The sequence below is a fragment of the Mycobacterium sp. NGS48 genome (assembly GCF_059812585.1).
In genome coordinates, this window is sequence record NZ_JCALCY010000016.1 from 31,690 (window position 1) to 56,457 (window position 24,768).

Here is a 24,768-nt window from a genome sequence, read left to right on the forward strand (position 1 = left end):
CGCCAGATGAGGTCATTGAAGCCAAAGTGGCAGAAGTGATTTCGGTGGAACCCGCCGCCAGGGTCCCCCACTCATCGATGAACCGTCCAGCGGATGGTTAAGTGACCATTGTGAAGCGATTGCTCGCCGTACTGGCTCCGCTAACCGGACTGGCATTCACCCTCAACGGCTACCAGCCACTGAGCAAGCGGGGCTATCCCTCGATTTTCGCGTTCGCCTACGGAGTGTTCGCATCGGAGCTTCCGCTGCCGATCGTGGGCGGCCAGGCGACGATCCTGGCCGCTGCGACCCGCTGGCTCACCCCGCGGCTGCGCTGGTTCGCCTGGCTGGTGTCCGCATTGTCATGGCTGGGCCTGGTGGGGATGTATCGCATCGGCCGTCAGGCTGACCGGCCCCTGACCGCCGCCCTGGACGCGGGGCTGGGCGTGGGCCGTCGCACCGAGTCGGGTGATCTGTGGAAGCTTCCAGCCGGCGCGGGCACCGCCAAAACCCCCGGCCTGGTCCGGATGATGCGGATCTATCGCGACTATGCGCACGACACCGACATCAGCTACGGCCCGTATGGCTCGCGCAACCACCTCGACATCTGGCGACGCCCCGATCTGGACCCCAATGGTCGGGCACCCGTGCTGTTGCAGGTTCCCGGCGGCGCGTGGATGGTGGGCAGCAAACGCCAACAGGCCTATCCGTTGATGAGTCATCTGGCAGAGCTCGGTTGGGTGTGTGTCGCGATCAACTACCGCCTTAGTCCGCGCTCGACGTGGCCCGACCACTTGATCGACGTCAAACGTGCACTGGCCTGGACCAGGGAGCACATCGCCGAATACGGCGGCGACCCCGACTGGATCGCGATCACGGGCGGCTCCGCGGGCGGGCACCTGTCCGCGCTGGCGGCGGTCACGGCGAATGATCCGCAGTTTCAACCCGGTTTCGAGGGTGCCGATACCAGCGTGCGGGCAGCGGTCCCGTTTTATGGCGTCTACGACTTCACCGCAACCGATGCGTCGATGCACCCGCTGATGGTGCCGTCGCTGGCGAAGTACGTGTTCAAACTGTCGCGCAACGAGACCGTCGACGCCTTCCGTGCTGCCTCACCGATCAGCTACGTTTCCCAGGATGCGCCACCGTTTTTCGTGCTGCACGGACGCAACGACTCGCTGATCCCGGTCGGGCAGGCCCGCGTCTTCAGCTCACGACTGCGTGAAGTCAGCCGCAACCCGGTGGTCTACGCCGAATTGCCGTTCGCGCAGCATGCTTTCGATATCTTCGGATCTGCGCGCGCCGCGCATGCCGCGGTGGCTGTCGAGCAGTTCCTCGCGGAAATCTACAGTCGCGCCGAAATCCGGCAAGCAGGTTAACTCAGGCGTCGGGCGGCGACCCGCTGCACCCGGCTTCGCCAATTGTGGCGACCCGCTTCGCCCGGCTCCCGCCGCGCTCGCGATCGCCACGGCCGCGCTTGCGATCGCCGCTAGGCGTCGATCACGACGCGGTCGCTTTTCGCCCGCGACACGCAGACCAGCATCTCGTCCTCGCCTTCGACGGTGCGCCCGCGGCGATCGACGTCTCCGGCCAGTACCTTGACCTTGCAGGTTCCGCAAAACCCTTGCTGGCACGAATACGCGGTCGTGCGGTCGTGGTCGAGCATGACGGCGAGGGCCGACCGGTTGCCCGGAATGCTGAGCACCCGTTGCGAGCGGGCGAGTTCCAGCTCGAACGGGACGCCATTGACAACCGGTGGCGGGCTGAACCGTTCGTAGTGCAGCGGCGCGTTGGCGTGTCTATCGCGCGCGGCGCGCACCGACTCCAGCATGCCGGTCGGGCCGCACACGTAGACAGCCGTCGTGGGTCCGGCGTCGGCAAGCAACTCCTCGGCGGTGGCGAACCGGCCGCGCTCGTCGTCGGCCCACACCGTGACCCGATCCGGCGCCACTGCCACCACCTCGTCGAGCAGTGGCATGTACTGGCGGCTACGGCCGGCATACACGGCGTGCCAATTGATCCCGTGCTGCGCAGCCAGCTGAATCATGGGCAGGATCGGCGTCACCCCGATGCCGCCGATCACGAACAACACCTCACGCTCGTCGGTGACGAGGTAGAACGCGTTGCGGGGGCCTTCGAAGACCAGGGTGTCGCCGACGTCGAAAGCGTCATGCATCTCGATCGAACCGCCACCGCCGTCGGCGATCCGGCGCACCGCAATCCGGTAGTCGGTGCGCCGCCCGGGCGGCCCGCACAGCGAGTACTGCCGGCGGCGTTCGGCGCACAGCCGAACGTCGATGTGCGCGCCGGGCGTCCAGGACGGCAGCAATCCACCGTCGGGATCAGCCAATGTCAAACCGACGACGTCGGGTGAAAGCAATTGGCGTTCGGTGATCACAGCGGTGTTGGCGCGCCGCACTGGCGACACCCGTGACGGCGTCCAACGCGACGCCGACGCGAAGCCGCCGAACAGTGCGCCCACACCGACCAGCGCGGTGTAGATCCGGTCGCGCTTCCGCCGGCCGTAGAGGTCTTGGGGTCTACTAGCCCAGATGCTCTGTGTCACTTCGTCTTTCATGTCTGTCTGATGTCGAATCGCGCGATCAGTCGGACCAGCGAAGGGCTGATGCGCCGCATGGCGTAGCCGACGCGGGACTCGGCCGCGATCGGCAGCACCGGCGACCCGGTCCGCACAGCCTTGACGATCGCCTTCGCGACGGCCTCCGGTTTGTAGTTGCGCCGCCGGTAAGCCGCGTCGGCCTTGTGCCGGGCCCGCTCTTGTTCGTCGGCCGACATACCGGCGTAGATGGTGCTTTTGGCGATGTTGGTGTTGACGAAACCCGGGCACACCGCAGTGACCGTGATGCCGTCGTCGGCGAGGTCCGCACGCATCGATTCGCTCAGCGCCAGCACCGCAGCCTTGGTGGTTCCGTAGGCCACCATGGATTTCGACGGCAGAAACGCCGCCGCCGATGCGATGTTGATGATCGTGCCGCCCTGGCCGCGCTCGACCATCTGATCGCCGAACGCCCGGCTGCCGTTGATGACGCCGCGCACGTTGACTCCAATAATGGTGTCCCACTGCTCCGACGTTGTCTCCAGGAACCGGCCAGCCATCGCGATTCCCGCGTTGTTGACCAGGATGTCGACCACACCGTGCTTGTTGTGTACTTGTGCGGCAAGGTCGTCCATCGCCGCTTCGTCGGTGACGTCGAGTTGATAGACCGCGGCCTCGGCACCGGCCGCCCGGACCATTTCTGCAGTGTCGTTGGCAGCAGCGTGATCTCGATCGACGAGCACGACGGTGGCTGCGCCCTGACGAGCGAACTCCACCGCGGTGGCCCGGCCGATCCCGGAGCCCGCCCCGGTCACCAGTACGAGTTTGCCGCGCACGTCACGACGGCCGGCGCCGGAAACGGATTGCCCGACCGGAGCTGCGCCCTCGGTGACCAGGTCGACCCACTCGCTGGTCAGCCGGGCGATGACGTCGGGACGTGAACTGACCACCCAGTGTCCGCCCTCGATCGTGATGACCCGGCTGCCGTCCGGAATTGCGCCGGTGAACCGCTGCAGAGGAGGCGACACGAAATAGTCCTTGCGCGGTACGAGTACCTGCACCGGGACGCAGGTCTGCGGCAACTGCTCGCCGGGGGACACCAGCGGTCCAGGCATGTTGGCGCGGTACAGGTTCAGGCCGTTGAGGTAGTCGTGTGTCGATCGCGGCACCGCACCACGTTGGCTGCGGGTGCTTGATCGGCCGATACGCGCAACCGCCTCAAACACTTTCGCCGTCGCCCGGGACCGGATCGCCAGCTCCGGCGCGCCCGGGCACAAGAAGAACCAGATGTAGGTAGAGGCCAAAAATTGCCTGGCGACATCAGCGACGGCCCGTGGTGTACGCGCTGACCGCAGAAACCTGCCAGCGTAATTCAGGTGCGGCCCCGAGATGGAGGTGAACGAGGCGACCTTGCCCATCACCGACTCGTCAGTGACCGCCGCCCAGCCCTGGATCGAACCCCAGTCGTGGGCCAGCAGGTGAACCTCGTCGACTCCGAGGCTGTCGATCACCACGCCGATATCCGAAACAAGTTGGGGCAACCGGTATCCCGACCGGGCGGCCGGCACCGACGATCCGCCAACGCCGCGCACGTCGTAGGCCACAAAGTTGTATCGGCCAGTGAGGTTTTCGGCGACCCCGTCCCAGACATGGTGATTATCCGGGTAGCCGTGAATCGCAAGGATGGTCGGGCGCCGCTGGTCGATCTCGGTGTAGGCGTGGACCGCCAGCGAAACGCCGTCGGATGCGGTGACCGTCGTCCTCAATGCGACGCCCTAGCGGCAGGTGATCGAGCCAGGTAGTCGACCGCGCGACCGACCCCGCCCAACTGGGACGGATGGAAACTCGGCGTGTAGTAGGCGAGGATGACGCGCAGGAATTCGAACGGTCCTGGCACCAAACCCCGACGCGCCGAGACGAAGTAGTCGCGCCAGCGCGGCTTACTTCCGGGCGGCATGTACGGGTCGACCGAGTACATGAACCGCACGCCGCGAACGAACAACCACAGCATCGCGGGCGTCACCAAAAGCTGGGTACGTACCTGCCGCCAATACCCGCCACGGAGATGCTTCATCGTGTCGAACGCGACCGCTTTGTGCTCGACTTCCTCGGCGCCATGCCAACGCAGCAGGTCCAACATCACCGGATCGGTGCCGAGGGCGTCGTGCTGGGGTGTGTCGAGAATCCATTCACCCAGGATCGCAGTGTAGTGCTCAAGGGCCGCCACGATCGACACCCGCTCCAACAGCCAGCTCTGCTGTCGCCGGCGGCTCCACCGGGGCCGGTCGCCGACGAGTTTGTTGAACAGCCAGCGGATTTGGTCGGTGAACGGTGTCAGGTCGACGCCCTTGGCAGCAAAGTGCTCGGCCACGCCCGAGTGTGCCTGGGAGTGCATGGCCTCCTGGCTGATGAAGCCCTGCACGTCCAGCCGCAGTTGGTCGTCGCGGATCAGCGGCAACGACTTCTTGAACACCTCGACGATCCACTCCTCGCCCGCCGGCAGCAGCAGGTGCAAGACGTTGCAGAAGTGGGTGGCGAAGGGCTCGTTGGGCACGTAGTAGAACGGCAGTTTCGCCCAGTCGAACTCGACGTCACGAGGCTGAAGCACGAGTCGCTCGTGATCGAGCGCGGCTCCGCCACGAGAATAGTGCGGACCGGCTGCCTGGTCATCGACAGTGAACATCGCGAACCCCTTGCCTTGACATCCTGATACCCAAATCTAGACGGCGGTCAGGCGCTGCGCTGCGCCTCGGCCTCCGACTCGGTGATCAGACGCTCTTGCCGCAGGAACTGCACGAGGTGGTCGACCGTGTCGGTTAGCGCCGGCTCCCGCAGCCGCGCCTTGGCCAGCGCCCGAGCGTACTGGTACTGGGCGTTGTCGTAGCGCTTGTCCCGCATCGCCGAGATCTTGTCGGCCGAGCGGGTGAGGAAATCGGCCAGCGGATAAAGCGAATCGCGTGGGCCGCACCGCTGATTCACCTGCTCGGTGAACGACGCGATGTCGTGGTAGTCGAACCGGTAGCCGTACCGCTCGGACAGGATCCGTGTGACGTCCATCAGGTTGTAGTAGCCATCCGCGGTCATGTTGAAGACCGTGCCCGCCTCGGCCGGCAGACCCATCAGCGCCACGATGTGTTCGCCGATCAGGTCGGCCGGCAGCAGGCTGATCTGGTTGTAGGCTTCGGCAGCGACGCCGTGCTGGATCATGAACGCCGTGAGGCGCACCAAGATGTCCTCCTGGCTGCCGAACCCCGCGCTGGTCGGAGAGATCAGCGACGGCCGGTAGATGCGCACGTCGAGGCCCTTCTGCTGGGCGGCCAGCGTTAGCTGCTCGGCGACCCACTTGGTCTGCGAGTAACCGAAGTCCAGCCCGCTCATCTCGGTGTTCGCGTCCCACTCGCCGACCACCGGCAGGGTGCTCCAGCCGTAGATGAACGTGCTGGAGACCAGGTGGAAGGCCTTGCGGTGGGTAGTCATGGCCAGCCGAAGCAGGTCGCGGGTGCCGAGCACGTTGGCGGGCCGCAGGCCGTCGTAGGTCCGCACGTAGTCGACCAACGCGCCGTTGTGCACGATCGAATCGACGTTATCGGCCAGTCGATGGAACTCCGCCTCGCCGATGCCCAGGTTGGGTTCGGCCAGGTTCCCGCAAACCACGTTCACCCGCGACCGGACGTCGGCTTCGAGCTCCGGTGACCATAGTTGAGCTCGACGCAACGACGCGAGAATCCGGTCCAGTCCGTGAGCCGCATCGGTAGCGCGGACCAGTGCGTGGACGGTGTAGGCCGTCTGGCTGAGCAGGTTGCTCAGCAGGAACGGTCCCAGGAACCCGGTGGCGCCGGTGAACAGGATGTCGGTGGGCGCGCCGGGCCGCGCCGGCGGAAGCTCCGGCAACGACAGCTGCGCGTCGGCGCGCATCTGCTGGGCCTCGTACGCCTCATACTCAGCGGAAATCTGATCCAGCTGGTCCTGCACGGCTTGGAGCGGCAGTTCGGACCCCTCACCGAACTGCCGCATGAGCTGGAAGAACTCGGCGACCGTCAAGCGCTGAAGCAGGCGCGTGTTGACCTCGTCGGCCAACTTGCCCGCGCCGTGCTCTTCCAGAAGACGTTGGAGGTCAGTGCGGAGCTCCGCCAGCGTCAGCGAGTCGATACCGAGGTCGGCGAACGAGCAATCTTCGTCCCCGGTGAGGTCGTAGCTCTCGACGAGATAGCGGAAACGATCCAACGGACCCGCGTCGGCGTCCAGGCCCTCCTGGGCCGGATTGGTGTAGCTGGCCAACACGCGTAGCTCGCCGCTGCGCCAAAGCTTGCGGGTCTCGGCCCGCCTGATCTTCCCCGAGGTTGTCTTGGGAACGCTGCGTTGGGGGGCGAACACGATGGTGTGCGGATCGATGTGGCATTGCCTGCGGATCGCTCGAGCCATGGCCTTGCCGTCCGGAAGCGCGTTCTCGTCCCGCACCTCGGCGACAACGGCCAACACCTCTTCGTCGTCGCGCTCGATCGCGAAGGCGGCGACGCAACCTCTGCGGATCTCGGCGGCCTGTTCGACGACGACCTCGATGTCGCTGGGGTAGGAGTTGACGCCGCGGACGATGATCAGGTCCTTGGTCCGGCCGCAGCAAAACAGCTCGCCCTCATACAGGAAGCCGAGATCGCCGGTGCGCAAGTACGTGTGCTCGGCATCGCCGACGATGCGCGCTCCGAAAGTCTCTTCGGTCTTGTCGGGGCGGCGCCAATAGCCGCCACCCTTGGACGGGCCGTCCACCCAGATCTCGCCGATCCGGCCCTCGCCCAGGTCCTCGCGTGATTCGGGATCGACGATGCGGACGACGTTGCTGGCCAGCGGCTTGCCGCAGCTCACCACCGGAGCCTGGTTGCTGTTCTCGGGCAGCGCCTTTTCCACCCGCACCAAATTCTTGTCCAGTGCGCGCTTGTTCAGCGCCAGGGTCTGGCGGCCCTTGAGCGACACACACAAGGTGTTTTCGGCCAAGCCATGCGCGCCGGTCAGCGCGCTGGGTGCCAGACCGTAGGGCGCGAACCGCTCCCGGAATCGGGTGAAGCTCTTGGCTCGCAGCGGCTCCGCCCCGACCACGATGCATTCGAGGCTGCTCAGGTCGATTCCCTCCAGCTCAGAGCTGGGCAGCTTGTCCTCACGCAGGCAATACTCCAGCGCGAAATTCGGCGCCGGCGTATGGGTGGCGCGCACCTGACTGATGAGCCGCAGCCACGACGACGGCCGCACCAGAAAGTCGGCCGGCGACATGGCATGGGTGGTGCCGCCGAGGACAAGGACGAAGAAGTACGCCGAGATCAAGCCCATGTCGTGATGCTGGGGGAGCCAGCTGACGCATACCAGTTCCTCGTTGTCGAAGCCCGCGCTGTTGGCGATGGCGTTCGCGTGGCTGACGATCACGCCCTTGGGATCGTTGGTGGAGCCGGAGGTGTACTGCAGGAACAGCACTGGGTTCGGCGTGTTCGGCACGGGCCCGCCGCCGAAGTCCTGCGCACCATCCGTCGCGTACCAGGGCAGCTCAGGTGGGTGGACCGCGTCGGGCCAGCCGGCTTCTGGGTTGCCGACTAGGGAACGGAAGTCGTATTCGAACTGCTTGGTCGACAGCACCGCCTTGGCCTGGCAGTCGCGCGCGATGTAACTGAGCTTCGCGAGCCCCGCTTCGAACGCCATCGGCAGCGGAGGGCTGACCGGTACGGCGATCACGCCGATGCGCGCGCAGGCGTACAAAGCTGCCACCATTTCCAAACCTGGCGGGTAGACCAGCAGCGCCCGATCTCCCTTCCGGAGACCGGCCTCTGCGTGCAGGTAGGCGGCCAACTCACGCGTCCGCTCGGCGAAGCTGTGGTAGGTGTACTGCTCGAGTTCGTGACCGTCGACGTCGACGAACCGGTAGAGGGTCTGGTCCGGTTTGCGCGCTTCCCACATGTCCAAATAGTCGATAAGTGTCTCCATCGCAGGAGCACCCCTCTCCACGTCAGTCCTAGCCGAGATCATCAGAACAACTGTCTTTACCGGAATCGGTAAACCCGATCGTAGCGCGGTCAACGGATCTCAAGCAAAGTCCATGAAGACTTTTTCCTTCTTGCACAACAACTTCACAGGAGGCGTACAGCTACCAAGGAAGTTGCATCCTCAGCAAGACGGACGTGCCTAATAGCCCAGTCGCGAGATGACATACTGAGACGATGTCCGTAGGTACTGGAATCAGTACTTCAGTAAAGTATGATGTCCTTCTGAACAGCATAGATATCTAATACGTAGATACTGAGATACGCATTTCCGGACATCCGTATTCGATGAGCATCCGGCGAGGGCTGGTGCCGCGCATCGTCAACCGCGATTAATCCGCGAACCTTTAAGCGGTGGGCTGGCAAACATCAAATACATCAACAGCGCGCCTAATTGTCTCAACCGGTTCGTTAACCAGCAACCTTCGCTACGCCAATGGTCGACGCGTCATCCGGGCATAGCGGCGTAGGCCGGAGGCCAGCGCCCCGGGATGAGACGGCCGGCGCGCAGGCGGGGCGGGTAGACCACTCGCCGTGCATGGCGCCGTCGACGGGCCGGCGGTTCATGATCTCCGCATCTACTGAGACTGATATACTGACATACTGAACTCTTCAGCCGAGCGTAAGGGCACCACGATGAACAACGCCGACGGCGAACGGTCCCACCCACGCCTGACCCCCGCGGTCGCGGCCGCGCCAACTGAACCGTTCTCTGTCGGACGGACCCGCGTTCAGAAAACCCGGCGGACAGTCGACCTGTCACCCGCCCAGCACCGGGCCATGGACCTCTGGCAGCGCGACGCCGCCGACCGTCTCGGCCTCGCGCGCGTGACCGGCCAAGAGGTTCTCGCGGCACTCGTCGACCAACTGCTGGCTGACCCCAAGCTCGCCGCCCAGATCATTCGCACCATCCGGACCCGGCGGTGACCCTGACGAATTAGCGATGCGTCATGCCTTGGTCGTTACCTGAGCGACGCGGATCTTCGGTCCGGCGTGAGCCACCAGCTTGACGATGCCGGTGAAACGCTCGCCGTCGATGATCGGTGACAGCGGCTCGTCCTCGGCCTCGATGATCATCTCCCGACCGTTGACATCGCGTACCCGGCGGCCCCGGATCCCGCCCTTGGTCAGGGCCGCGGGAAGCTGCACGATGATCCGGGAAGGCGAGGTCTCCCCGGCTTGGAAATGCAGCGCACCGGGTTCGGAGGCCTTCGGGAAGAGCCGGAACGGACCGCCGATCCGGAGGTCGATCGCACCGGCATGCAGCAACCGGTGTGTTCGCGTCGGGACCTCCTCGCCGTCGATCACGACGCGGGCCTGCGTGGGAGCGAACAGGTGCGACGCCCAGTTGGTCCGATCGGAGTGGCCGGGCGCAACCTTGGAGGTGACGTAGTCGCCCAAAGTGTGAGCGATCGTTCGAGCGACGGCCGTTCGGTTGTGGTCTGGGTTGGCGTAGTACTTGTCGTAGAACCGGTTGCCCAGACCTCCGGCGGCCAGTCCGAAGCAGATCCGATGAAACGCCGCCCCGTCCTCGGTCTCACCGTCGAGTTGCAGCGTGTCGAGGCGGCATTCGGGCGGTGGCTGATCTTTCGCGGCGGCGCCCGCCAGCGCCCGAACAATCGCATCGGCCTGTCCCCGTACCCGCGCCTTGCGCGCGACGGCATTGACACTGCCGCCGTTGGTGGGCACGAAGGTAGGCCAGCGTTCCGGATCGGGAATGCAGTCTTGGACCTCGTTGATCAACCAGTGCAGCGCGCCGTCACCGCCGTCGCCCACAAGATGAGTGACCCGTGGATCAAGCTCCGCGATGGTCTTGTGAAGATCCTCGAGCGACGCGGTTTCGTGGACCTCGCCCCACGGGCCGAGGATGCGATGCAGTGCGGCGCTGCGATCAGCCGCCACACCACGGTTCCTGCGTGCTTGCGGATTGACGATGACGCCGAGATACATCCGCCCAGGTGGGGCTCCGCGCGTCATCCCAGCACGATACCCGCGGTATCCCCGGGCCGGACGAGCCCATGACCGGTGTCACAGGCCACATCCTTCGTCGGGGCTCCGGCACAACTCTCGGGATTAGGGTGGCTGCCATGCCTGACTGGACCGCAGCAGACCTGCCGTCGTTCGCCGGACGCACCGTCGTCGTGACCGGCGCCAATGCCGGATTGGGTGAGGTGACCGCCCGTGAGTTGGCCCGGGTCGGCGCCCACGTCATCTTGGCCGTACGCAACACCGGAAAGGGTGCCGAGGCCGCCGAACGCATGGGGGGTGACGTCGAGGTTCGGCAACTCGACCTCCAGGATCTGTCGTCGGTGCGGCGCTTCGCCGACGGGGTCGACGGAGTCGACGTCCTGATCAACAACGCCGGCATCATGGCCACCAAATACGCGCTGACCGGCGACGGCTTCGAGGGCCAGATCGGTACCAATCACCTCGGTCATTTCGCGCTGACCAACCTGTTGTTGCCCAAGCTCACCGACCGGGTGGTGACGTTGTCCTCGCTGATGCACCACTTCGGCTACATCAGCCTCAAAGACCTGAACTGGCAGTCCCGGCCGTATTCGGCGTGGCTGTCCTACAGCCAGTCGAAGCTGGCCAATTTGCTGTTCACCAGCGCGCTGCAGCGCCGCCTGGATGTCGCCGGCAGCTCGTTGCGCGCGCTGGCCGCCCACCCCGGCTGGTCGCACACCAACCTGCAAGGGAACTCCGGCCGCAAGCTGGGCGACGCGGCGGTCTTGGCCGTCGATCGTGTGGTGTCCACTGACGCCGAGTTCGGCGCCCGCCAGACGCTGTACGCGGTATCGCAGGATCTGCCCGGCAACACCTTCGTCGGCCCGCGATTCGGCCTGTATGGGCGCTCCCAGCCGACCTGGCGCAACTGGCCGGCCAAACGCGCAACCACCGCCGAGGCGCTGTGGGAGCTGTCCGAACAACTGACCGGCGCCAAGTTCCCGCTTTGAGCGGCGTTTAGATTGTTCACGTAAGTATGGGTGGTTTCGGTGCGGCGCCTGTTGAGCATTCTTTGCACACCGCAGATGAAACAGCCCAGGTGAACAGCGCGCGGGCGTAGCGGCTACCGGGCTGAACGTCGGCGAGGAGGTCACGCCATGTCGAATACGGATATCGCGGGCTTTCTTGCCCTCTGCGCCGCACTGGCAGCTGCGATCGGCAGCGTGGTGCGTCAGCGCTGCGCGCAGGAGATCACCGACAAACAGGTCGGGCACCTGGAGCTGTTCGGCATGTTGGTCCGCGACGGTCGGTGGTGGCTGGGCGGCATTGGCGACATCGCCAGCTACTGTCTGCTTGCTGCGGCCCTCGACAAGGGCTCGGTCATGTTGGTCACGGCCCTGCAGGTGACGGTGCTGCTGTTCGCGCTACCCATCTATGTGCGGTTCAGCCGGCATCGGATAACCCGCCGGGAGTGGAGTTGGGCGGTAGTGCTGGCCGTAGCGTTGGCGGTGCTCGTCACGGTCGCGGATCCGACGGAAGGCCAGTCCCGTGGCCCGCTGGAAACGTGGATTCTGGTGGCCGCCGTGATGGGCCCGGCGTTAGCCGTATGTGTGCTGGCTGCCCGGGTTTGGTCGGATCGCCCGGCCTCAGCGGTGTTGCTGGCGGCTGTGTCGGGGTCATCGTTGGCGCTGTTTGCGGTGCTGACCAAGGGCGTGGTCGACGTACTCGAACACGGCGCCGGCGAATTAGTGCGAACACCTGAGCTGTACGCCTGGGTGCTCGCGGGAGTGGCCGGGATGATCTTTCAGCAGTCGGCTTTTCGTGCCGGTGCGCTGACCGCGTCATTGCCGACGATGACCGTCGCGAAGCCGGTGGTGGCCACCACGCTGGGAATCATCGTGCTCAAGGAAACGCTGGAGGCCGATGGGCCAGAGTGGCTATTGCTGGTGGCGTCGGCGGTGTCGGTGATCGTCGCGACGGTGGCTCTGGCGCGCGGCGAGGCCGCAAGCATGGCGGCCGGCGCGGGGCATGATGCGCAAATCGCCGGCCGGCCGGAGGCGCCGTCGCCACACGTGAGCGGCTGACCCGCGCGATCATCCCGAGTGCTCGGTGGCCCGCAGGCTCAGCGAAAGGACCAGCCGCACATCAGGATCGGCCAGCGACGTCGACAGCAGCTGTTCAATCCGGCGGATTCGGTAGCGCACGGTATTGGGATGCACGTGCAGCCGTTGCGCTGCCGCACCAACATCGCCGAAGCCGTCCAGGTAAATCCGCAGTGTTTCGGCCAGCCCCGGCTGGCGGGCACGCAGATCGCGTACCCGCGCGTCGATGAGCCGGTCGTCGGCGCGGACCATCGTGACGATCTCGTCGAGCAGCACGGTGGTGCGCGCTTCGGCAACCGAGGTGACTGAGCCGATCGAATCCGGGTGGCGCTCAGCGCTATCCAGTACCCGGTCCACGTCGGCGCGTGCCGCGGAGGCCTCAGGCAGTCCGCTGACCGGCGCTGCGACGACAGCCCGCAACTGCAGACCCAGCTCCGCACGCAGCCTTCCGATCATGCCGCGAATCCATGAGGTGAGCGAAGCCGGCTTCGCGATGTGCGGAAACAACACATATATTCGCGCCGCGCTCGAAGTGACTTGGGCGTCGGCCCGAAAAGCGCTGGCGCTCAACGCGACTATCTCAGTCAGCCGGGCATGGCGGTCCGCAGCGTCCAGCCCGATGAGCGCGGCGCAGCCGTCTGCGGCGATGCCCAGCTCGCGGGCGAGGTCGCCGGTATCGAGCCGATCCGTGTCAGCCAGGCCCAGCAGTTGCTGCACCCGCAGCGCATGCGCCGACGGCCGGGCCGCCAGCCGCGACATGATGCCCGCGGCCATCACGGCCGCGCCGCGCAACACCTCCTCGGCGTCCTCGGCCAACGCGCTCGAACCTTGCTGCACCCAGATCGCACCGGCGAACCCGGGTGCCCGCCGGGTGTCGGCAGGCGGCCGGTGGATCCCGATCGCCAGGCGTGACCGCAGGCCCAACTCCGGGCGTTCCGTGACGTGAACCACCTGCTCGCTGGTCCGCAAGGCGTCGAAGATGCCCCATCGGCTGATCCACTCCAGGTGCTCGGGCGGCCCGGCGCGGCCGAGGATGGAGAGCCGCCGCAGCTCGTCGGCCTCGGCATTGGACGCCGAATACGCGAGCACGTGCGATTGCTCGTCCTCGATGCTGACCATGCCATGGATGCGGTCGGCGACCGCTTGGGCCAGGCCGAACAAGTCGGTGCCCGAGTCATAGTGTGGGTCGGCCGGCGAAGGAGCGTGGTGTTCGAAGACATGGTTGACCAAGCGGTACAACCGTTCCCAGCGCGCCCGCGGATCCACCGCCACCACCGCCGTCCCCGACCGGACGGCATGGGCCACCAGCGCGTCGGACGGCTCCTTGGCGAAGACGGCCACCGGCGCGCTCGCCTGCTGGACTTGCCCATCCAGCCACCGCACTGCCTGCTCGTCGCCGACACCGAGCAACAAGAAGACGTCGGCCCGATCCGCGTCGGTCGCCAAACCCAGTCGGACATCGTCGGAATCGATCAGCGCCGCCGAGGCCACCGGCAGATCCAGCCCGCGCGGAGCGTCGACCAGGCTCACCATGGTCGCGTCCAGCGCCAGCAGCAGCTGGCCCAGCCCCACGCCGGCCACCCGCATATTGTCCGATTCTACTATTCGGAGTGATCCTTCTTGTCTGATCGACCAAGCATGTCGGGCCCGTCGGCGAGCATTCTGAGACCATGGACGCGATCACCGATGTTCCGCTGCCCGCCAACGAACCGGTTCACGACTATGCGCCGAATTCCCCCGAACGGGCGCGGCTGCGCGCTGCGCTGAACTCGCTGGCCGCCGACCCCATCGAGTTGCCGCATGTCGTCGGCGGCGCGCATCGACTGGGCGCCGGTGAGCGAATCGACGTCGTCCAACCGCACCGGCACGCCGCCAGGCTCGGCACGCTGACCAACGCCACCCACGCCGATGCCGCGGCGGCCATCGAAGCCGCCGTGGCGGCCCGGACACACTGGGCAGCAACCCCATTCGACGAACGCGCCGCAATCTTTTTGCGTGCGGCCGATCTGCTGGCTGGGCCGTGGCGGGAAAAGATCGCCGCCGCAACCATGCTCGGTCAATCCAAGACCGCCTATCAGGCCGAGATCGACGCGCCGTGTGAGCTGATCGACTTCTGGCGGTTCAACGTCGCATTCGCCCGCCAGATCTTGGCGCAGCAGCCGATCAGCGGGCACGGCGAATGGAACCGCACCGACTACCGGCCGTTGGACGGATTCGTCTACGCGATCACGCCATTCAACTTCTCGTCGATCGCCGCCAACTTGCCCACCGCACCGGCGCTGATGGGAAACACCGTGGTGTGGAAGCCGTCGATCACCCAGACGTTGGCGGCATACCTGACCATGCAGCTGTTGGAGGCCGCCGGACTACCGGCGGGCGTGATCAACCTGCTCACCGGCGACGGTCACCCGGTTTCCGATGTGGCGCTGGCAGATTCGCGGCTGGCCGGCATCCACTTCACCGGGTCGACCGCAACCTTCCAGCAGCTGTGGCGTGAGGTCGGAACCAACATCGAGCACTACCGGAGTTATCCCCGGCTGGTCGGCGAGACCGGTGGCAAGGACTTCATCGTCGCCCACGCCTCGGCGCAACCCGAGGTGCTGCGCACCGCCTTGATCCGCGGAGCGTTCGATTATCAGGGCCAGAAATGCTCGGCGGCGTCGCGGGCGTTCGTCGCGCACTCGGTATGGCAAAAGATGGGCGACGACTTCCTGGCGGCAACCGCTGACATCCGCTACGGCGATATCACCGACTTCGCCAACTACGGGGGCGCGCTGATCGATCGGCGGGCCTTCACCAAGAACGTCAACGCGATCGAGCGGGCCAAAGGCGCGGCCGCCGTCACAATCGCGGTCGGCGGCGAATACGACGACAGCGTCGGGTATTTCGTGCGTCCGACAGTGCTGCTGTCCGACGACCCAGCCGACGAAGCGTTTTCCACCGAGTACTTCGGCCCGCTGCTGTCGGTCCACGTCTATCCCGACGACGCCTACGAACGGATCCTCGATGTGGTCGACACCGGATCTCGCTACGCGCTGACCGGTGCGGTGATCGCCGACGACCGGGACGCCGTGCTGGCCGCGCAGCACCGGCTCCGGTTCGCGGCCGGAAACTTCTACGTCAACGACAAACCGACCGGGGCGGTAGTAGGGCGCCAGCCGTTCGGCGGATCCCGCGGATCGGGAACCAACGACAAGGCCGGCTCGGCGCTGAATCTGCTGCGCTGGACGTCGGCGCGCACGATCAAGGAGACCTTCGTCGCGGCCACCGACCACAACTATCCGCACATGGCAGCCCCGTGATATCGCTCTTCGGGGCGTCGGTACGCCCGGCGATCCTGGCCGCCAGTCGATCAGCTGGGTTGCGCCGCGACGTCGAGCGGCTACCGCTCACCCGCACGGTGGTGCACCGGTTCGTGCCGGGGGAGACGCTGGAGCAGGCGCTGGACAGTGTTGCCGGCCTGCGGGCTTCGGGTCGCATGGTCACCGTCGACTACCTGGGTGAGGACGTCGTCGATGCCGATGACGCCACCGCGACCATGCTGGTCTACCTTGATGTGCTCGACGCGCTGGGCCGGCGATTCGACGCGACGCGCGACGGTGTGCGACCGCTCGAGGTGTCGGTCAAGCTTTCGGCGCTGGGGCAGGCCCTGGAGCGCAATGGCGAGAAGATCGCGCGGGAACATCTCCACACCATCTGCGCACGCGCGCAACACGCCGGCGCCTGGGTGACGGTGGATGCCGAAGACCACACCACCACCGAGTCGACATTGTCGATCGTCGCTGACCTGCGCCCGGACTTCCCTTGGCTGGGCGTGGTTTTGCAGGCGTATCTGCGGCGAACGCTGGGGGATTGCCGGGACTGCGCGGCGGTCGGGGCCCGGGTTCGGTTGTGCAAGGGCGCCTACGACGAGCCGGCGTCGGTGGCTTACCGCGACCGCGACGCGGTCACCGATTCGTATCTGCGTTGCCTTCAGGTGCTGATGGCAGGATCGGGCTATGCAATGGTCGCTTCGCACGACCCCGTGATCGTCGAGACGGTTCCGGTGCTGGCACGCGAATCTGGCCGGGATGTCGATGATTTCGAGTACCAGATGCTCTATGGCATCTGCGATGCCGAGCAGCTTCGGCTGGCTCACACCGGTAACGGGGTGCGGGTGTATGTGCCGTTCGGCACCCAGTGGTACGGGTATTTCATGCGGCGTCTGGCCGAGCGCCCAGCCAACCTGGGGTTTTTCCTACGGGCGCTGGCGCAGCGTTGACGGCTGACGGAACCTGTGCCACAGCCGAAGTGGCAGCAGTCCGATCAACGGCGCCCGCTTGCCCAACTCGTTGCCACGATCAAAGGCAGTGGCGTATCGCTGCGCCTGCTGGGCGGTCGGGTACGTTTTGCAGCCGCTGGCTTGGCCGCAGTCGCGTTCGCATGTCCAGTGCATGGTGCGGCCCTCGGCATGGAAGCGCGGTCGATGGCCCATCACTCGACATGCCCACGACATTGCCGTCACGCGTCCGCAGCGGTTAGCGGCTGTGCGAGGTCCTCTAGCTTCTGGCCTTCGGCCTTGACGCCGAGGAACAGTTCGACCACGCCCGCGATCGCCATGACGACCGCGCCGATCAGAAATGACAGGACAGCCAGATGGCGCTCTCCGGATCCGATGAGTTGTCCGAACAGCACTGGGCCGCTGATGCCGCCGATGGCTGTTCCGACTGCGTAGAAAAAGGCAATCGCCAGCGCGCGGGTTTCCATCGGGAAGATCTCACTGACCGTCAGGTACGCGGCACTGGCACCGGAACCGGCCAGAAAGAAACACGCCATCAGCACGGCGAGGAACGTCCACACACCGCCGAGTTGGCTCACGAAGACGCCGGCCAGAACCGCTGTCAGGACGGCCGAGCCCAGGTAGCACAGCGAGATCATCGGTTTGCGCCCGACCGTGTCGAAGAGCGGCCCGAGCAGCACTGGCCCGGCGAAGTTGGACAGCGCCCACAGGATGAAAAACACCGGGACCATGCTGGAGGTCACCGAGTAGAACCCGTGCAACAGCGTGCCGAGGTTGAAGGTGACCCCGTTGTACATGAACGCCTGCCCGATGAAGAGCGCCAAGCCCAAAACCGCCCGCCGGGGATAGAGCTTGAAGGCCACCTTGGCGATCTCTGCAACAGAAATCGTCTTGCGCTGACGGACCGTCAGCGATCCCTCCGGCTGCGGCAGCGGTTCGTTCTGCTGGCGCTCGATGTCCTCCTCGATGCCGCCAACGATGCGCTCGGCCTCCTCTTCTTGGCCGTGAATGAAAAGCCAGCGCGGGCTTTCCGGAACACCGCGGCGTACGAGCAGTACGGCTAACCCGAACACCGCGCCGATGCCGAACGAGATTCGCCACCCGATGTTGACCGGAAAAAGAGATGTGTTCAGCAGCAGCAACGCGCCGGCGGCGCCCAGGGCTGACCCCAGCCAAAAGGAGCCGTTGATCGCCAAATCGACCCGGCCACGAACCCGGGCGGGGATCAACTCGTCGATCGCCGAATTAATCGCGGCATACTCGCCGCCGATGCCGGTGCCTGCGAAGAACCGCGTCGCGAAGAAGTACCACGGCGCGAACGAGAAGGCCGTCGCCGCAGTGGCCGCCAGATAGATCACCAGCGTGAGGACGAACAGCTTCTTACGGCCGAAGCGGTCGGTCAGCTGACCGAAAAACAACGCGCCGGTGCACGCACCGGCGATATAGAAGGCTGCGGCCACCCCGATCTGCGCGGCGCTGATCGTGATCCCGCTGCCGGGCTCGGTGAGCCGGGCCGCGACATTGCCCACCATGGTGACTTCCAGGCCATCCAGGATCCACACCCCGCCCAACCCGATGACCACCCGCCAGTGGAAACGCGACCAGGGCAGTCGGTCCAGCCGGGCCGGCACCTGCGTGGTGATGGTGCCGGTCTGTACGTCGCTGCCCATCGCGGCGGCATACCCAGAAAAGCGGCGGCATACCCAGAAAGGGTGAGTGGCGAACTGGCCGCGCGAAGCGGTGAAGTGGTGGCAGGCTGACATTTATGCGCCGCGCTGGCGACGATGCAGAGCGAAGCGATGAGGAGGAGCAGCGCAGTTATGTCTGAGCCGATGTTCGAACCCGTCGAGCCCCCGCGGCGCTCCGGCGCTCCGGCATGGTCGCTGTCACTGACCGATCCTGCCCGCGCGGCGGTCGAATTCGGACTGCTGCTCAGTTCGCTACCCCTGCGGCGCATGTTGCCGACCGGCGACGGGCATCCGGTGTTGGTGCTGCCCGGCCTGTTGGCCGGTGACGGATCGACGTTGGCGTTGCGGCGCCTGCTGCGCGACCTGGGGTACCGGGTGCACGGCTGGCGGCTCGGCCGCAACATCGGTCCGACGGCCCAAGCGGTCGCCGGCATGGGCGATCGCCTGGATGACTTACACCAGCGGTACGGCAGTCCGGTGAGCGTGATCGGCTGGAGCCTCGGCGGCATCTATGCGCGCGCGATGGCCCGCCGGCGCCCATCGTCGGTGTGCCAGGTCATCACGCTCGGCACGCCCTTTCGGCTCACCGACAGAAATCAAACCCGGGCCAGTGCGGCTTTCAACCGTTTCTCACACCTGCATGTCGAGCGGGCCTCGGCGCCGCTGGAGCTGGAAACCGAAGCCCTTCCCGTGCCGGCGACCTCGATCTATTCCCGATATGACGGCGTGGTCGCCTGGCAGGCGTGTCTCGATCTTCGCTCGGCACAAGCTGAAAACATCGCGGTGATCGGCAGCCACTTCGGCTATGGGCACAATCCGGCAGTGGTCTTTGCCGTCGCGGACCGATTGGCGCAGCCATCCGGCGAGTGGGCGCCATTCCGGCCGCCGGCGGGCTTGCGGCCGCTGTTTCCGCGCCCCGACACCCCACGCGAGCGGTCGGCGCGGGAGAGTTCGCGGACGCGGCGGGATCCCGCTTAAGGAAGCCGGATGGCTGACGCACGCTCGCTGATCGACAGCTACGGGCTTTACATCGACGGACGTTGGGCTGCCCCGGAAGACGGTCGCTACGACGACATCTGCCCGGCCACCGAAGACAGGATTGCCCCCGCGCCCGACGCAAGCATCGGCCAAGTGACGGAGGCGATTGCGGTTGCCCGGCGGACGTTCGACTCGGGCCCGTGGGCCGACACCACGCTCGGGGAGCGCGCAGCATGCCTCGTCCAACTCGGCGACGCGCTGCAGCAGCACGCCGACGAGTTCCTCGCGTTGGCACAAATCGAATGGGGTTGCGTCGCCAACGAACGACAAATCCAGGTCGACAACGCCGCCTACTTGCCCACTCGCGCTGCCGAACTGGCGCTGCAGCTGACCGAAGAACAGAACGGGAACGCGCTGCTACGCCACGAACCACTGGGCGTGGTCGCGATCCTGACGCCGTGGAACTTCCCGCACATGCTCAACGTGATGAAACTGAGCGCGGCACTGGCCGCGGGCAACACCGTCGTGCTCAAGCCGTCACCACTGACACCGCTCGCCGGCCTTGCCCTGGCGCGAATCATCGACGAGCACACCGACATTCCGCCTGGTGTGGTCAACGTCGTCACGCCGAGTGGGATCGCGGCCAGCAAGTTGCTGACCACCGACCCGCGGGTGGACATGATCAGCTTCACCGGCAGCTCGGCGGTCGGCCGCGAGGTGATGTCCGCCGCTGGTGCCAATATGACCCGAATCTTGTTGGAGTGCGGCGGGAAATCAGCCAACATCGTGCTCGACGACATGGTCCTCGACGATGCTGCACTGAAGCGAATCCTGTTCGATGCGTGTACATTTCACGCCGGGCAGGCCTGCATCCTACAGAGCCGGCTGCTGCTACCAGAACACGTCCACGACGACGTCGTCGAGCGACTGGTGGCACTTGCGCGCGGGGTCAAGGTGGGTGACCCGGCCGACCCGGCGGTGCAGATGGGCCCGCTGATCAGCGGTATGCAATACGACCGGGTAGCAGCACATGTCGCCGCGGCCGTCGACGACGGGGCCAAACTGGTGACCGGAGGACGGCGCCCGGCCGGCTTGGACACCGGCTTCTACTTCGAGCCGACGATCCTGACCGAGGTGGACCCCAACGCAACCATCGCCCAGGACGAGGTATTCGGGCCGGTGCTGACCGTGCTGCGCTACCGCGACGACGACGAGGCCGTCGCGATCGCCAACAACTCGCGGTACGGACTTTCCGGTGCGGTATGGGGCGCCGACGTCGATCGTGCTGTCGGCGTGGCGCGTCGCATCCGCACCGGCCAAATAGCGATCAACGGCCGCGGGCCGGGCGACGCGCCGTTTGGCGGCTTCAAGCAAAGCGGGCTCGGTCGCGAAGGCGGCGGAATCCGCGGCGTGCACCAGTACATGGAGCCCAAAGCCATCGGCCTTCCCGGCTGACGGCGACTCCGATGACCTAGCCGTTGTGGCGCGAGTGTCGCAGCGGGCTTAGGCACCCCCCGGCTCGATGGCTAAGGGGAGGCCGTCGGTGCCGGCTGCTTCGTCGGAAATGTTTTTCCGCGGCGGCCGAGGCGCCCGGCGTGTTTCGAACGGTTAGCGATGAGGGCCGCAACGATCAGCAGGGCGGCATAGACGATCAGGTGCAGATTCACCAGGGGCTGCCATCGAACCCACGTCGGCGCGAACAGGAACAGACCGATGCGCGGCTCGGCAGGCACACAAAGTGGGCATCGGTCGCCCGGAAATGAATACGGCCATGCACCCATCACCGCGAGCAAGGTTGCGACCCCGACCCACCACCACGAGTTGGACAACGCCCGATTTACGAGGTAAACGATCATCGGTACCAACCACACCCAGTGGTGGTGCCAGGTAAACGGTGCCACCGCGCAGGAGCTCAACCCTGCAACGGTGATCGCGAGCAGGGGTTCTCCGCGGCGGTACAGCCGCACGGCGATCCACATGCTGACTGCCACCACGCACGCACTGGCCAGGCCCCACAACCAGGGCGAGGGGGCCTCTCCGGTGAGACGGGCAATGGCTCCGCGGACGGACTGGTTGCCGGCGTCGAAGAGGTGCTTGTCGAGCCAGTCGAGCCAGCTGGTGTCGAGGAACTGTCCGCTCCAGTACTGCCACGAGTCGTTGTGAAACACCAGCCATCCCAGCCCGATTGACGCGGCGAACGTGGCGACGGCGACCCCGGCGGCTCGCCACTGGCGTAAGAGCAGGTAGTACAGCACAAAGTAGGCGGGCGTGAGCTTGATGCCTGCCGCGAGGCCGATGCCGATCCCTTTGACGTGGCTGCGCTCCCCGCGCGAGGCGTCCCACAGCACGATCAGCATCAGCAGCAGGTTGATTTGCCCATAGAACAGCGTGGTGCGAACCGGTTCCAGAAACGCGCAGGCAAGCGCGAGCAGTGCGGAGACGCCGGCCAGGTACGGGGTGATTCGGTAGCCCAGTATCCGAAAGCACAGCATCACGCTCGCAATCAGCAGCACGACGTTGATGGCCAGCCAGATGTGAATGTCTGCGCCATCGGGCAACCAGGCAAGCGGCACGAAAATAAGCGCGGAGAACGGCGGGTAGATGTACCAGAGCTTGCAGCAGCCGAGGGGCGTGGCATACAGCGGCAGGTCTTGGAGCAGATGGCGACCGCCGTCGCGGTAAACCAAGAAATCCGCCCCACCTACCAGCAGGCCGAAGGGGGCTCGCAGCTTCACGAGGGTGGTCAGCAGTACCACGGAAGCGGCCGCCGCGACGAGGAGGATCACCAGCGTCGACCACCGAAAGTCGAGCTGTTGACGTGCGGACTGAACGTCACCATCCGGTGACTGGGCAGCTACTGAAATCGTGAAGGCCGTAACGACAGGCGCCGGGACCCTCGGCCAAGCGGCGGGAAAGTCAGAAACGCCACGGCAGTCAGTGACGCCAGCACAGTATTCTGATCAGCACATCACGTCGATCTCAAAGGGCACAGGCGCTCCCACCGAGGCGGCACCTTGTTGGACCGCGATGGTGCCCACCACCGCGAAACCGCCATTGTCGGCCTTGGTGACGGCGGCGCTACCCGGTGTTCCCGCCACGCCGGGGGTGGCGACCCGGTAGTGCCAGAACTTGGGCCCTTGGGGGGTGGTGATCTCGACGCTGGTTACCTGGGTGCGGGAGGGGTCCAATTCGGCCGTCGCGAGCTTCCCGGTGGGGGTGGTGTCGGCGGCGGTGATGGTCAGGTATGTGGGGGCGACTTGGGGGTTCTCGCAGTGGGCCGCACCCTGGGCGGTGACCTCGCCGTTGTTGACGGTGAATTTATCGAAGGAGTTCTGCGTGAAGTACGGAGCGGCGTGAGCCGGGGTCAGCTGTAGAGCGATGGCGGCTATCGTGAGCCCGGCCAGGATAATCTTCATGATGTTCCTTCCGCACCGCAGATGCCCTTCCGCGGTGAATGGTTAGTGCGTGCCCGCAAGACTGGGCAACGGGTTGTAAGTTGGTGCCCGCCACGGGATCTGGCGGGCGAACCGCGGGAAGCGGCTACGGGCAGGTCGCGTCGATCTCAAACGAAACCAGCGGCCCGTTCTGCACAAACCCCGCGTCAGGCTCCCCTCCGTTGCGGGTCTTCCGGAGATGCCCGGTGATCTTGTAGTTCCCACTCTGATGGGACACAGGATCGGGCGGCCCCTGATAGTGCACGTCGCCCGCATTGCCCTGAATCGTGTCGTCGTAGCTGTATTCCGCGCCGTCGGTTTGCGTGATTCGCGCCTTGTCGATCTTCAGCGGCTGCCCATCCATGGACGGGGTGTGGCCGATCTGGACATAAGCCGAGCCTCTATCGTGGCCCGCCTGAATGACGAACCCGGTGTACTCATAGGTGCAGCTGATTTTTCCGTTAATGGGGGCAACCTGTTCCCCGTTGACGGTAATCGTGGCGCTCGCGGCGCCGGGGGCGGCGTAGGCCACACCGATGGGTAGCGCCATGCCGAGGGCCAGCGCCGCCGTCGTGCCGAGTGTTTTCTCGATGGTTTCCCTCATGAGCGTTTCCTTCCTCGTGAGAAACAATGAGCCCCACCAGCGGCTTATCTCGCAGCCGGCGTAGCTGAACCTAAGGCCCACTATCACATCATCGCGAGGTTTTCAAGACATTTCGACGAAACCCGGTGGGCGGATCCCTAGACATGCAACATCTTCCGGGAGCGCAAGTGGCACATGGGATTCGGGATGTTCCGCTCGACGCCGCGCCTCGACGTGGTGTGGAACTGAGCGCAGATGTTCAGATAACACGAGCGAAGGCAGATAGTGTGGGCATGCTGAAGGGAGACGGGACACTTGCTTCGAGATATCCGTGAGCTGGCTTCGGATCCCGCGGCGTATGCGCAGGAGCTGCAACGGCGCTGGGGCGGCCTGTTGAGCTATCGCTATATAGGGCGAAGCCATGCGTCGATGAACCTCGGTCCAGCCGACGACACAGTCACCGTGCGACACGACATGCGAAATCCCGACGGGGGCATACTCTTTGCCGTTCTCGGCATTGCCGCGCCCGAAGGTGGCCTTGTCACTGACATGGAGGCAGTGCCCAACCCGGTGATTCATTCCTGCCAGGTGCTCGATTTGGGAAGAGACGTCTCGCGCTTCGAAGTCATCACCGAAGACCTCAAACGTGGACAACGGATGGCCTACAGCCGTTCCCGCATTGTCGACGCGGACAACCACAACCGGGTCCTCGCGCTAACAGAGGGCCAGGGCGTCAGTATCGGCGTGCCCCCAGAGGGACTGGAGAGAATGACTGTCGAACCGATCGAGGTCGTCGACTCACCCACCCTTCCTCCGCTCTGGCAGGCTTTCGGTGCTCACCGGCGAGCAGACGGCTTTTGGGCACTACCCGAACTGTCGGCGGAGGTGGCATCCCCGGACGCCGCGTTGCACGTGGGGCCGCAGTTCGTGGCACTGGAGACCGCAGCGCTCGACAGTGCTGCGCAGCTCGCCGGAACCGATCGACTGCAGGGAGTTTCGTCGCACGTCATGTTTCTCGCCCGCGGCAAGGTCGGTCCATTCAGGGCCGAAGGTCAGCCGATCGCGGGCACCACCGGGATTGTGGCTGTACGAGTGTTGCTGTACGACGAGGGCGCCGAAGGCAAGCTCATCACCGTCGCGTCATACGCCTTTCGCACGGCACAGACCGCTTAACTGAGGACTTATGGCCCTGCCCCGCAGG

General features: G+C 65.6%; 19 protein-coding genes. 9 read left to right on the top strand and 10 right to left on the bottom strand.

Features of this window, described 5'->3' with window-relative positions:
- The first annotated feature begins 101 nt into the window (after positions 1 to 101).
- The gene (locus AC5Y42_RS20295; protein ID WP_499900362.1) at positions 102 to 1,358 is read left to right on the top strand and encodes an alpha/beta hydrolase fold domain-containing protein; all 1,257 of its coding nucleotides are present in this window, start codon (positions 102 to 104) and stop codon (positions 1,356 to 1,358) included.
- A 110-nt stretch (positions 1,359 to 1,468) separates the two neighbouring features.
- Here AC5Y42_RS20295 and AC5Y42_RS20300 read toward each other — a convergent pair whose 3' ends face one another.
- Genes AC5Y42_RS20300 through AC5Y42_RS20315 form a run of 4 tightly spaced genes read right to left on the bottom strand, consistent with a single transcriptional unit; the run spans position 1,469 to position 8,500 of the window.
- Positions 1,469 to 2,557 carry a PDR/VanB family oxidoreductase gene (locus AC5Y42_RS20300; RefSeq protein WP_499900363.1) on the bottom strand — a complete coding sequence of 363 codons (1,089 nt, stop codon included), beginning with the start codon at positions 2,555 to 2,557 and terminating at the stop codon, positions 1,469 to 1,471.
- Positions 2,554 to 4,302 carry an SDR family oxidoreductase gene (locus tag AC5Y42_RS20305; RefSeq protein ID WP_499900364.1) on the bottom strand — a complete coding sequence of 583 codons (1,749 nt, stop codon included), beginning with the start codon at positions 4,300 to 4,302 and terminating at the stop codon, positions 2,554 to 2,556. Before AC5Y42_RS20305 ends, AC5Y42_RS20300 begins: the two co-directional genes overlap by 4 nt.
- Positions 4,299 to 5,219 (bottom strand): metal-dependent hydrolase, encoded by a 921-nt coding sequence (locus AC5Y42_RS20310; protein ID WP_499900365.1) that lies wholly within the window; start codon positions 5,217 to 5,219, stop codon positions 4,299 to 4,301. The genes AC5Y42_RS20305 and AC5Y42_RS20310 overlap by 4 nt, the downstream gene beginning before the upstream one ends.
- Before the next feature lie 47 nt (positions 5,220 to 5,266).
- Positions 5,267 to 8,500: a thioester reductase domain-containing protein gene (locus tag AC5Y42_RS20315; protein ID WP_499900366.1), complete on the bottom strand. Its 3,234-nt coding sequence runs from the start codon at positions 8,498 to 8,500 to the stop codon at positions 5,267 to 5,269.
- Between the two features lie 692 nt (positions 8,501 to 9,192).
- On the opposite strand from AC5Y42_RS20315, the gene AC5Y42_RS20320 reads away from it, so the two are divergent.
- Positions 9,193 to 9,483, top strand: a complete 291-nt coding sequence (locus tag AC5Y42_RS20320) for a hypothetical protein (RefSeq protein WP_499900367.1) — start codon at positions 9,193 to 9,195, stop codon at positions 9,481 to 9,483.
- A gap of 21 nt (positions 9,484 to 9,504) precedes the next feature.
- On the opposite strand, the gene AC5Y42_RS20325 is transcribed toward AC5Y42_RS20320, so the two are convergent.
- Positions 9,505 to 10,506, bottom strand: a complete 1,002-nt coding sequence (locus AC5Y42_RS20325) for a diacylglycerol/lipid kinase family protein (protein WP_499900399.1) — start codon at positions 10,504 to 10,506, stop codon at positions 9,505 to 9,507.
- A gap of 137 nt (positions 10,507 to 10,643) precedes the next feature.
- Here AC5Y42_RS20325 and AC5Y42_RS20330 point away from each other — a divergent pair, with 137 nt between their 5' ends.
- Together AC5Y42_RS20330 and AC5Y42_RS20335 are read left to right on the top strand one after the other, a co-directional pair.
- Complete coding sequence (locus AC5Y42_RS20330; protein ID WP_499900368.1) at positions 10,644 to 11,513, top strand: oxidoreductase; 870 nt, start codon at positions 10,644 to 10,646, stop codon at positions 11,511 to 11,513.
- 147 nt (positions 11,514 to 11,660) lie between these two features.
- Entirely contained in the window at positions 11,661 to 12,587 is a 927-nt protein-coding gene (locus AC5Y42_RS20335) for a DMT family transporter (protein ID WP_499900369.1), read from the top strand.
- Positions 12,588 to 12,596: 9 nt separating this feature from the next.
- Here the strand turns inward: AC5Y42_RS20335 and AC5Y42_RS20340 are convergent, their stop codons facing one another.
- Positions 12,597 to 14,192 (bottom strand): PucR family transcriptional regulator, encoded by a 1,596-nt coding sequence (locus AC5Y42_RS20340; RefSeq protein WP_499900370.1) that lies wholly within the window; start codon positions 14,190 to 14,192, stop codon positions 12,597 to 12,599.
- 83 nt (positions 14,193 to 14,275) lie between these two features.
- On the opposite strand from AC5Y42_RS20340, the gene pruA reads away from it, so the two are divergent.
- Both pruA and AC5Y42_RS20350 read left to right on the top strand, forming a co-directional pair.
- Positions 14,276 to 15,907, top strand: a complete 1,632-nt coding sequence (pruA, locus tag AC5Y42_RS20345; protein ID WP_499900371.1) for an L-glutamate gamma-semialdehyde dehydrogenase — start codon at positions 14,276 to 14,278, stop codon at positions 15,905 to 15,907.
- Positions 15,904 to 16,866: a proline dehydrogenase family protein gene (locus AC5Y42_RS20350; RefSeq protein ID WP_499900372.1), complete on the top strand. Its 963-nt coding sequence runs from the start codon at positions 15,904 to 15,906 to the stop codon at positions 16,864 to 16,866. The genes pruA and AC5Y42_RS20350 overlap by 4 nt, the downstream gene beginning before the upstream one ends.
- 239 nt (positions 16,867 to 17,105) lie before the next feature.
- On the opposite strand, the gene AC5Y42_RS20355 is transcribed toward AC5Y42_RS20350, so the two are convergent.
- Positions 17,106 to 18,554, bottom strand: coding sequence for an MFS transporter (locus tag AC5Y42_RS20355; RefSeq protein WP_499900373.1), 1,449 nt, complete (start codon positions 18,552 to 18,554; stop codon positions 17,106 to 17,108).
- 150 nt (positions 18,555 to 18,704) lie between these two features.
- Here AC5Y42_RS20355 and AC5Y42_RS20360 point away from each other — a divergent pair, with 150 nt between their 5' ends.
- Positions 18,705 to 19,550: an esterase/lipase family protein gene (locus tag AC5Y42_RS20360; protein WP_499900374.1), complete on the top strand. Its 846-nt coding sequence runs from the start codon at positions 18,705 to 18,707 to the stop codon at positions 19,548 to 19,550.
- A gap of 9 nt (positions 19,551 to 19,559) precedes the next feature.
- Positions 19,560 to 21,005, top strand: a complete 1,446-nt coding sequence (locus AC5Y42_RS20365) for an aldehyde dehydrogenase family protein (protein WP_499900375.1) — start codon at positions 19,560 to 19,562, stop codon at positions 21,003 to 21,005.
- A gap of 71 nt (positions 21,006 to 21,076) precedes the next feature.
- Here AC5Y42_RS20365 and AC5Y42_RS20370 read toward each other — a convergent pair whose 3' ends face one another.
- The 3 genes from AC5Y42_RS20370 to AC5Y42_RS20380 all read right to left on the bottom strand — a co-directional run bounded on the left by AC5Y42_RS20370 (position 21,077) and on the right by AC5Y42_RS20380 (position 23,588).
- On the bottom strand, positions 21,077 to 22,336 hold the full coding sequence (locus AC5Y42_RS20370) for a glycosyltransferase 87 family protein (RefSeq protein WP_499900376.1): 1,260 nt from the start codon (positions 22,334 to 22,336) through the stop codon (positions 21,077 to 21,079).
- A gap of 174 nt (positions 22,337 to 22,510) precedes the next feature.
- Positions 22,511 to 22,966 (bottom strand): hypothetical protein, encoded by a 456-nt coding sequence (locus tag AC5Y42_RS20375; protein ID WP_499900377.1) that lies wholly within the window; start codon positions 22,964 to 22,966, stop codon positions 22,511 to 22,513.
- A gap of 124 nt (positions 22,967 to 23,090) precedes the next feature.
- The gene (locus AC5Y42_RS20380) at positions 23,091 to 23,588 is read right to left on the bottom strand and encodes a lipoprotein LpqH (RefSeq protein ID WP_499900378.1); all 498 of its coding nucleotides are present in this window, start codon (positions 23,586 to 23,588) and stop codon (positions 23,091 to 23,093) included.
- 294 nt (positions 23,589 to 23,882) lie between these two features.
- Between AC5Y42_RS20380 and AC5Y42_RS20385 the strand changes: the two genes are divergently transcribed.
- Complete coding sequence (locus AC5Y42_RS20385) at positions 23,883 to 24,740, top strand: hypothetical protein (RefSeq protein ID WP_499900379.1); 858 nt, start codon at positions 23,883 to 23,885, stop codon at positions 24,738 to 24,740.
- The last annotated feature ends 28 nt before the right edge of the window (positions 24,741 to 24,768 follow it).

Excerpts from the sequence above, each read along its gene's own strand:
- AC5Y42_RS20365 (WP_499900375.1), top strand. The coding sequence starts at position 19,560 with ATGGCTGACGCACGCTCGCTGATCGACAGCTACGGGCTTTACATCGAC.
- AC5Y42_RS20320 (WP_499900367.1), top strand. The coding sequence starts at position 9,193 with ATGAACAACGCCGACGGCGAACGGTCCCACCCACGCCTGACCCCCGCG.
- AC5Y42_RS20335 (WP_499900369.1), top strand. The coding sequence starts at position 11,661 with ATGTCGAATACGGATATCGCGGGCTTTCTTGCCCTCTGCGCCGCACTG.
- AC5Y42_RS20375 (WP_499900377.1), bottom strand. The coding sequence starts at position 22,966 with ATGAAGATTATCCTGGCCGGGCTCACGATAGCCGCCATCGCTCTACAG.
- AC5Y42_RS20340 (WP_499900370.1), bottom strand. The coding sequence starts at position 14,192 with ATGCGGGTGGCCGGCGTGGGGCTGGGCCAGCTGCTGCTGGCGCTGGAC.
- AC5Y42_RS20355 (WP_499900373.1), bottom strand. The coding sequence starts at position 18,554 with ATGGGCAGCGACGTACAGACCGGCACCATCACCACGCAGGTGCCGGCC.
- AC5Y42_RS20300 (WP_499900363.1), bottom strand. The coding sequence starts at position 2,557 with ATGAAAGACGAAGTGACACAGAGCATCTGGGCTAGTAGACCCCAAGAC.
- AC5Y42_RS20330 (WP_499900368.1), top strand. The coding sequence starts at position 10,644 with ATGCCTGACTGGACCGCAGCAGACCTGCCGTCGTTCGCCGGACGCACC.
- AC5Y42_RS20310 (WP_499900365.1), bottom strand. The coding sequence starts at position 5,219 with ATGTTCACTGTCGATGACCAGGCAGCCGGTCCGCACTATTCTCGTGGC.
- AC5Y42_RS20315 (WP_499900366.1), bottom strand. The coding sequence starts at position 8,500 with ATGGAGACACTTATCGACTATTTGGACATGTGGGAAGCGCGCAAACCG.
- pruA (WP_499900371.1), top strand. The coding sequence starts at position 14,276 with ATGGACGCGATCACCGATGTTCCGCTGCCCGCCAACGAACCGGTTCAC.
- AC5Y42_RS20360 (WP_499900374.1), top strand. The coding sequence starts at position 18,705 with ATGTCTGAGCCGATGTTCGAACCCGTCGAGCCCCCGCGGCGCTCCGGC.
- AC5Y42_RS20325 (WP_499900399.1), bottom strand. The coding sequence starts at position 10,506 with ATGTATCTCGGCGTCATCGTCAATCCGCAAGCACGCAGGAACCGTGGT.
- AC5Y42_RS20380 (WP_499900378.1), bottom strand. The coding sequence starts at position 23,588 with ATGAGGGAAACCATCGAGAAAACACTCGGCACGACGGCGGCGCTGGCC.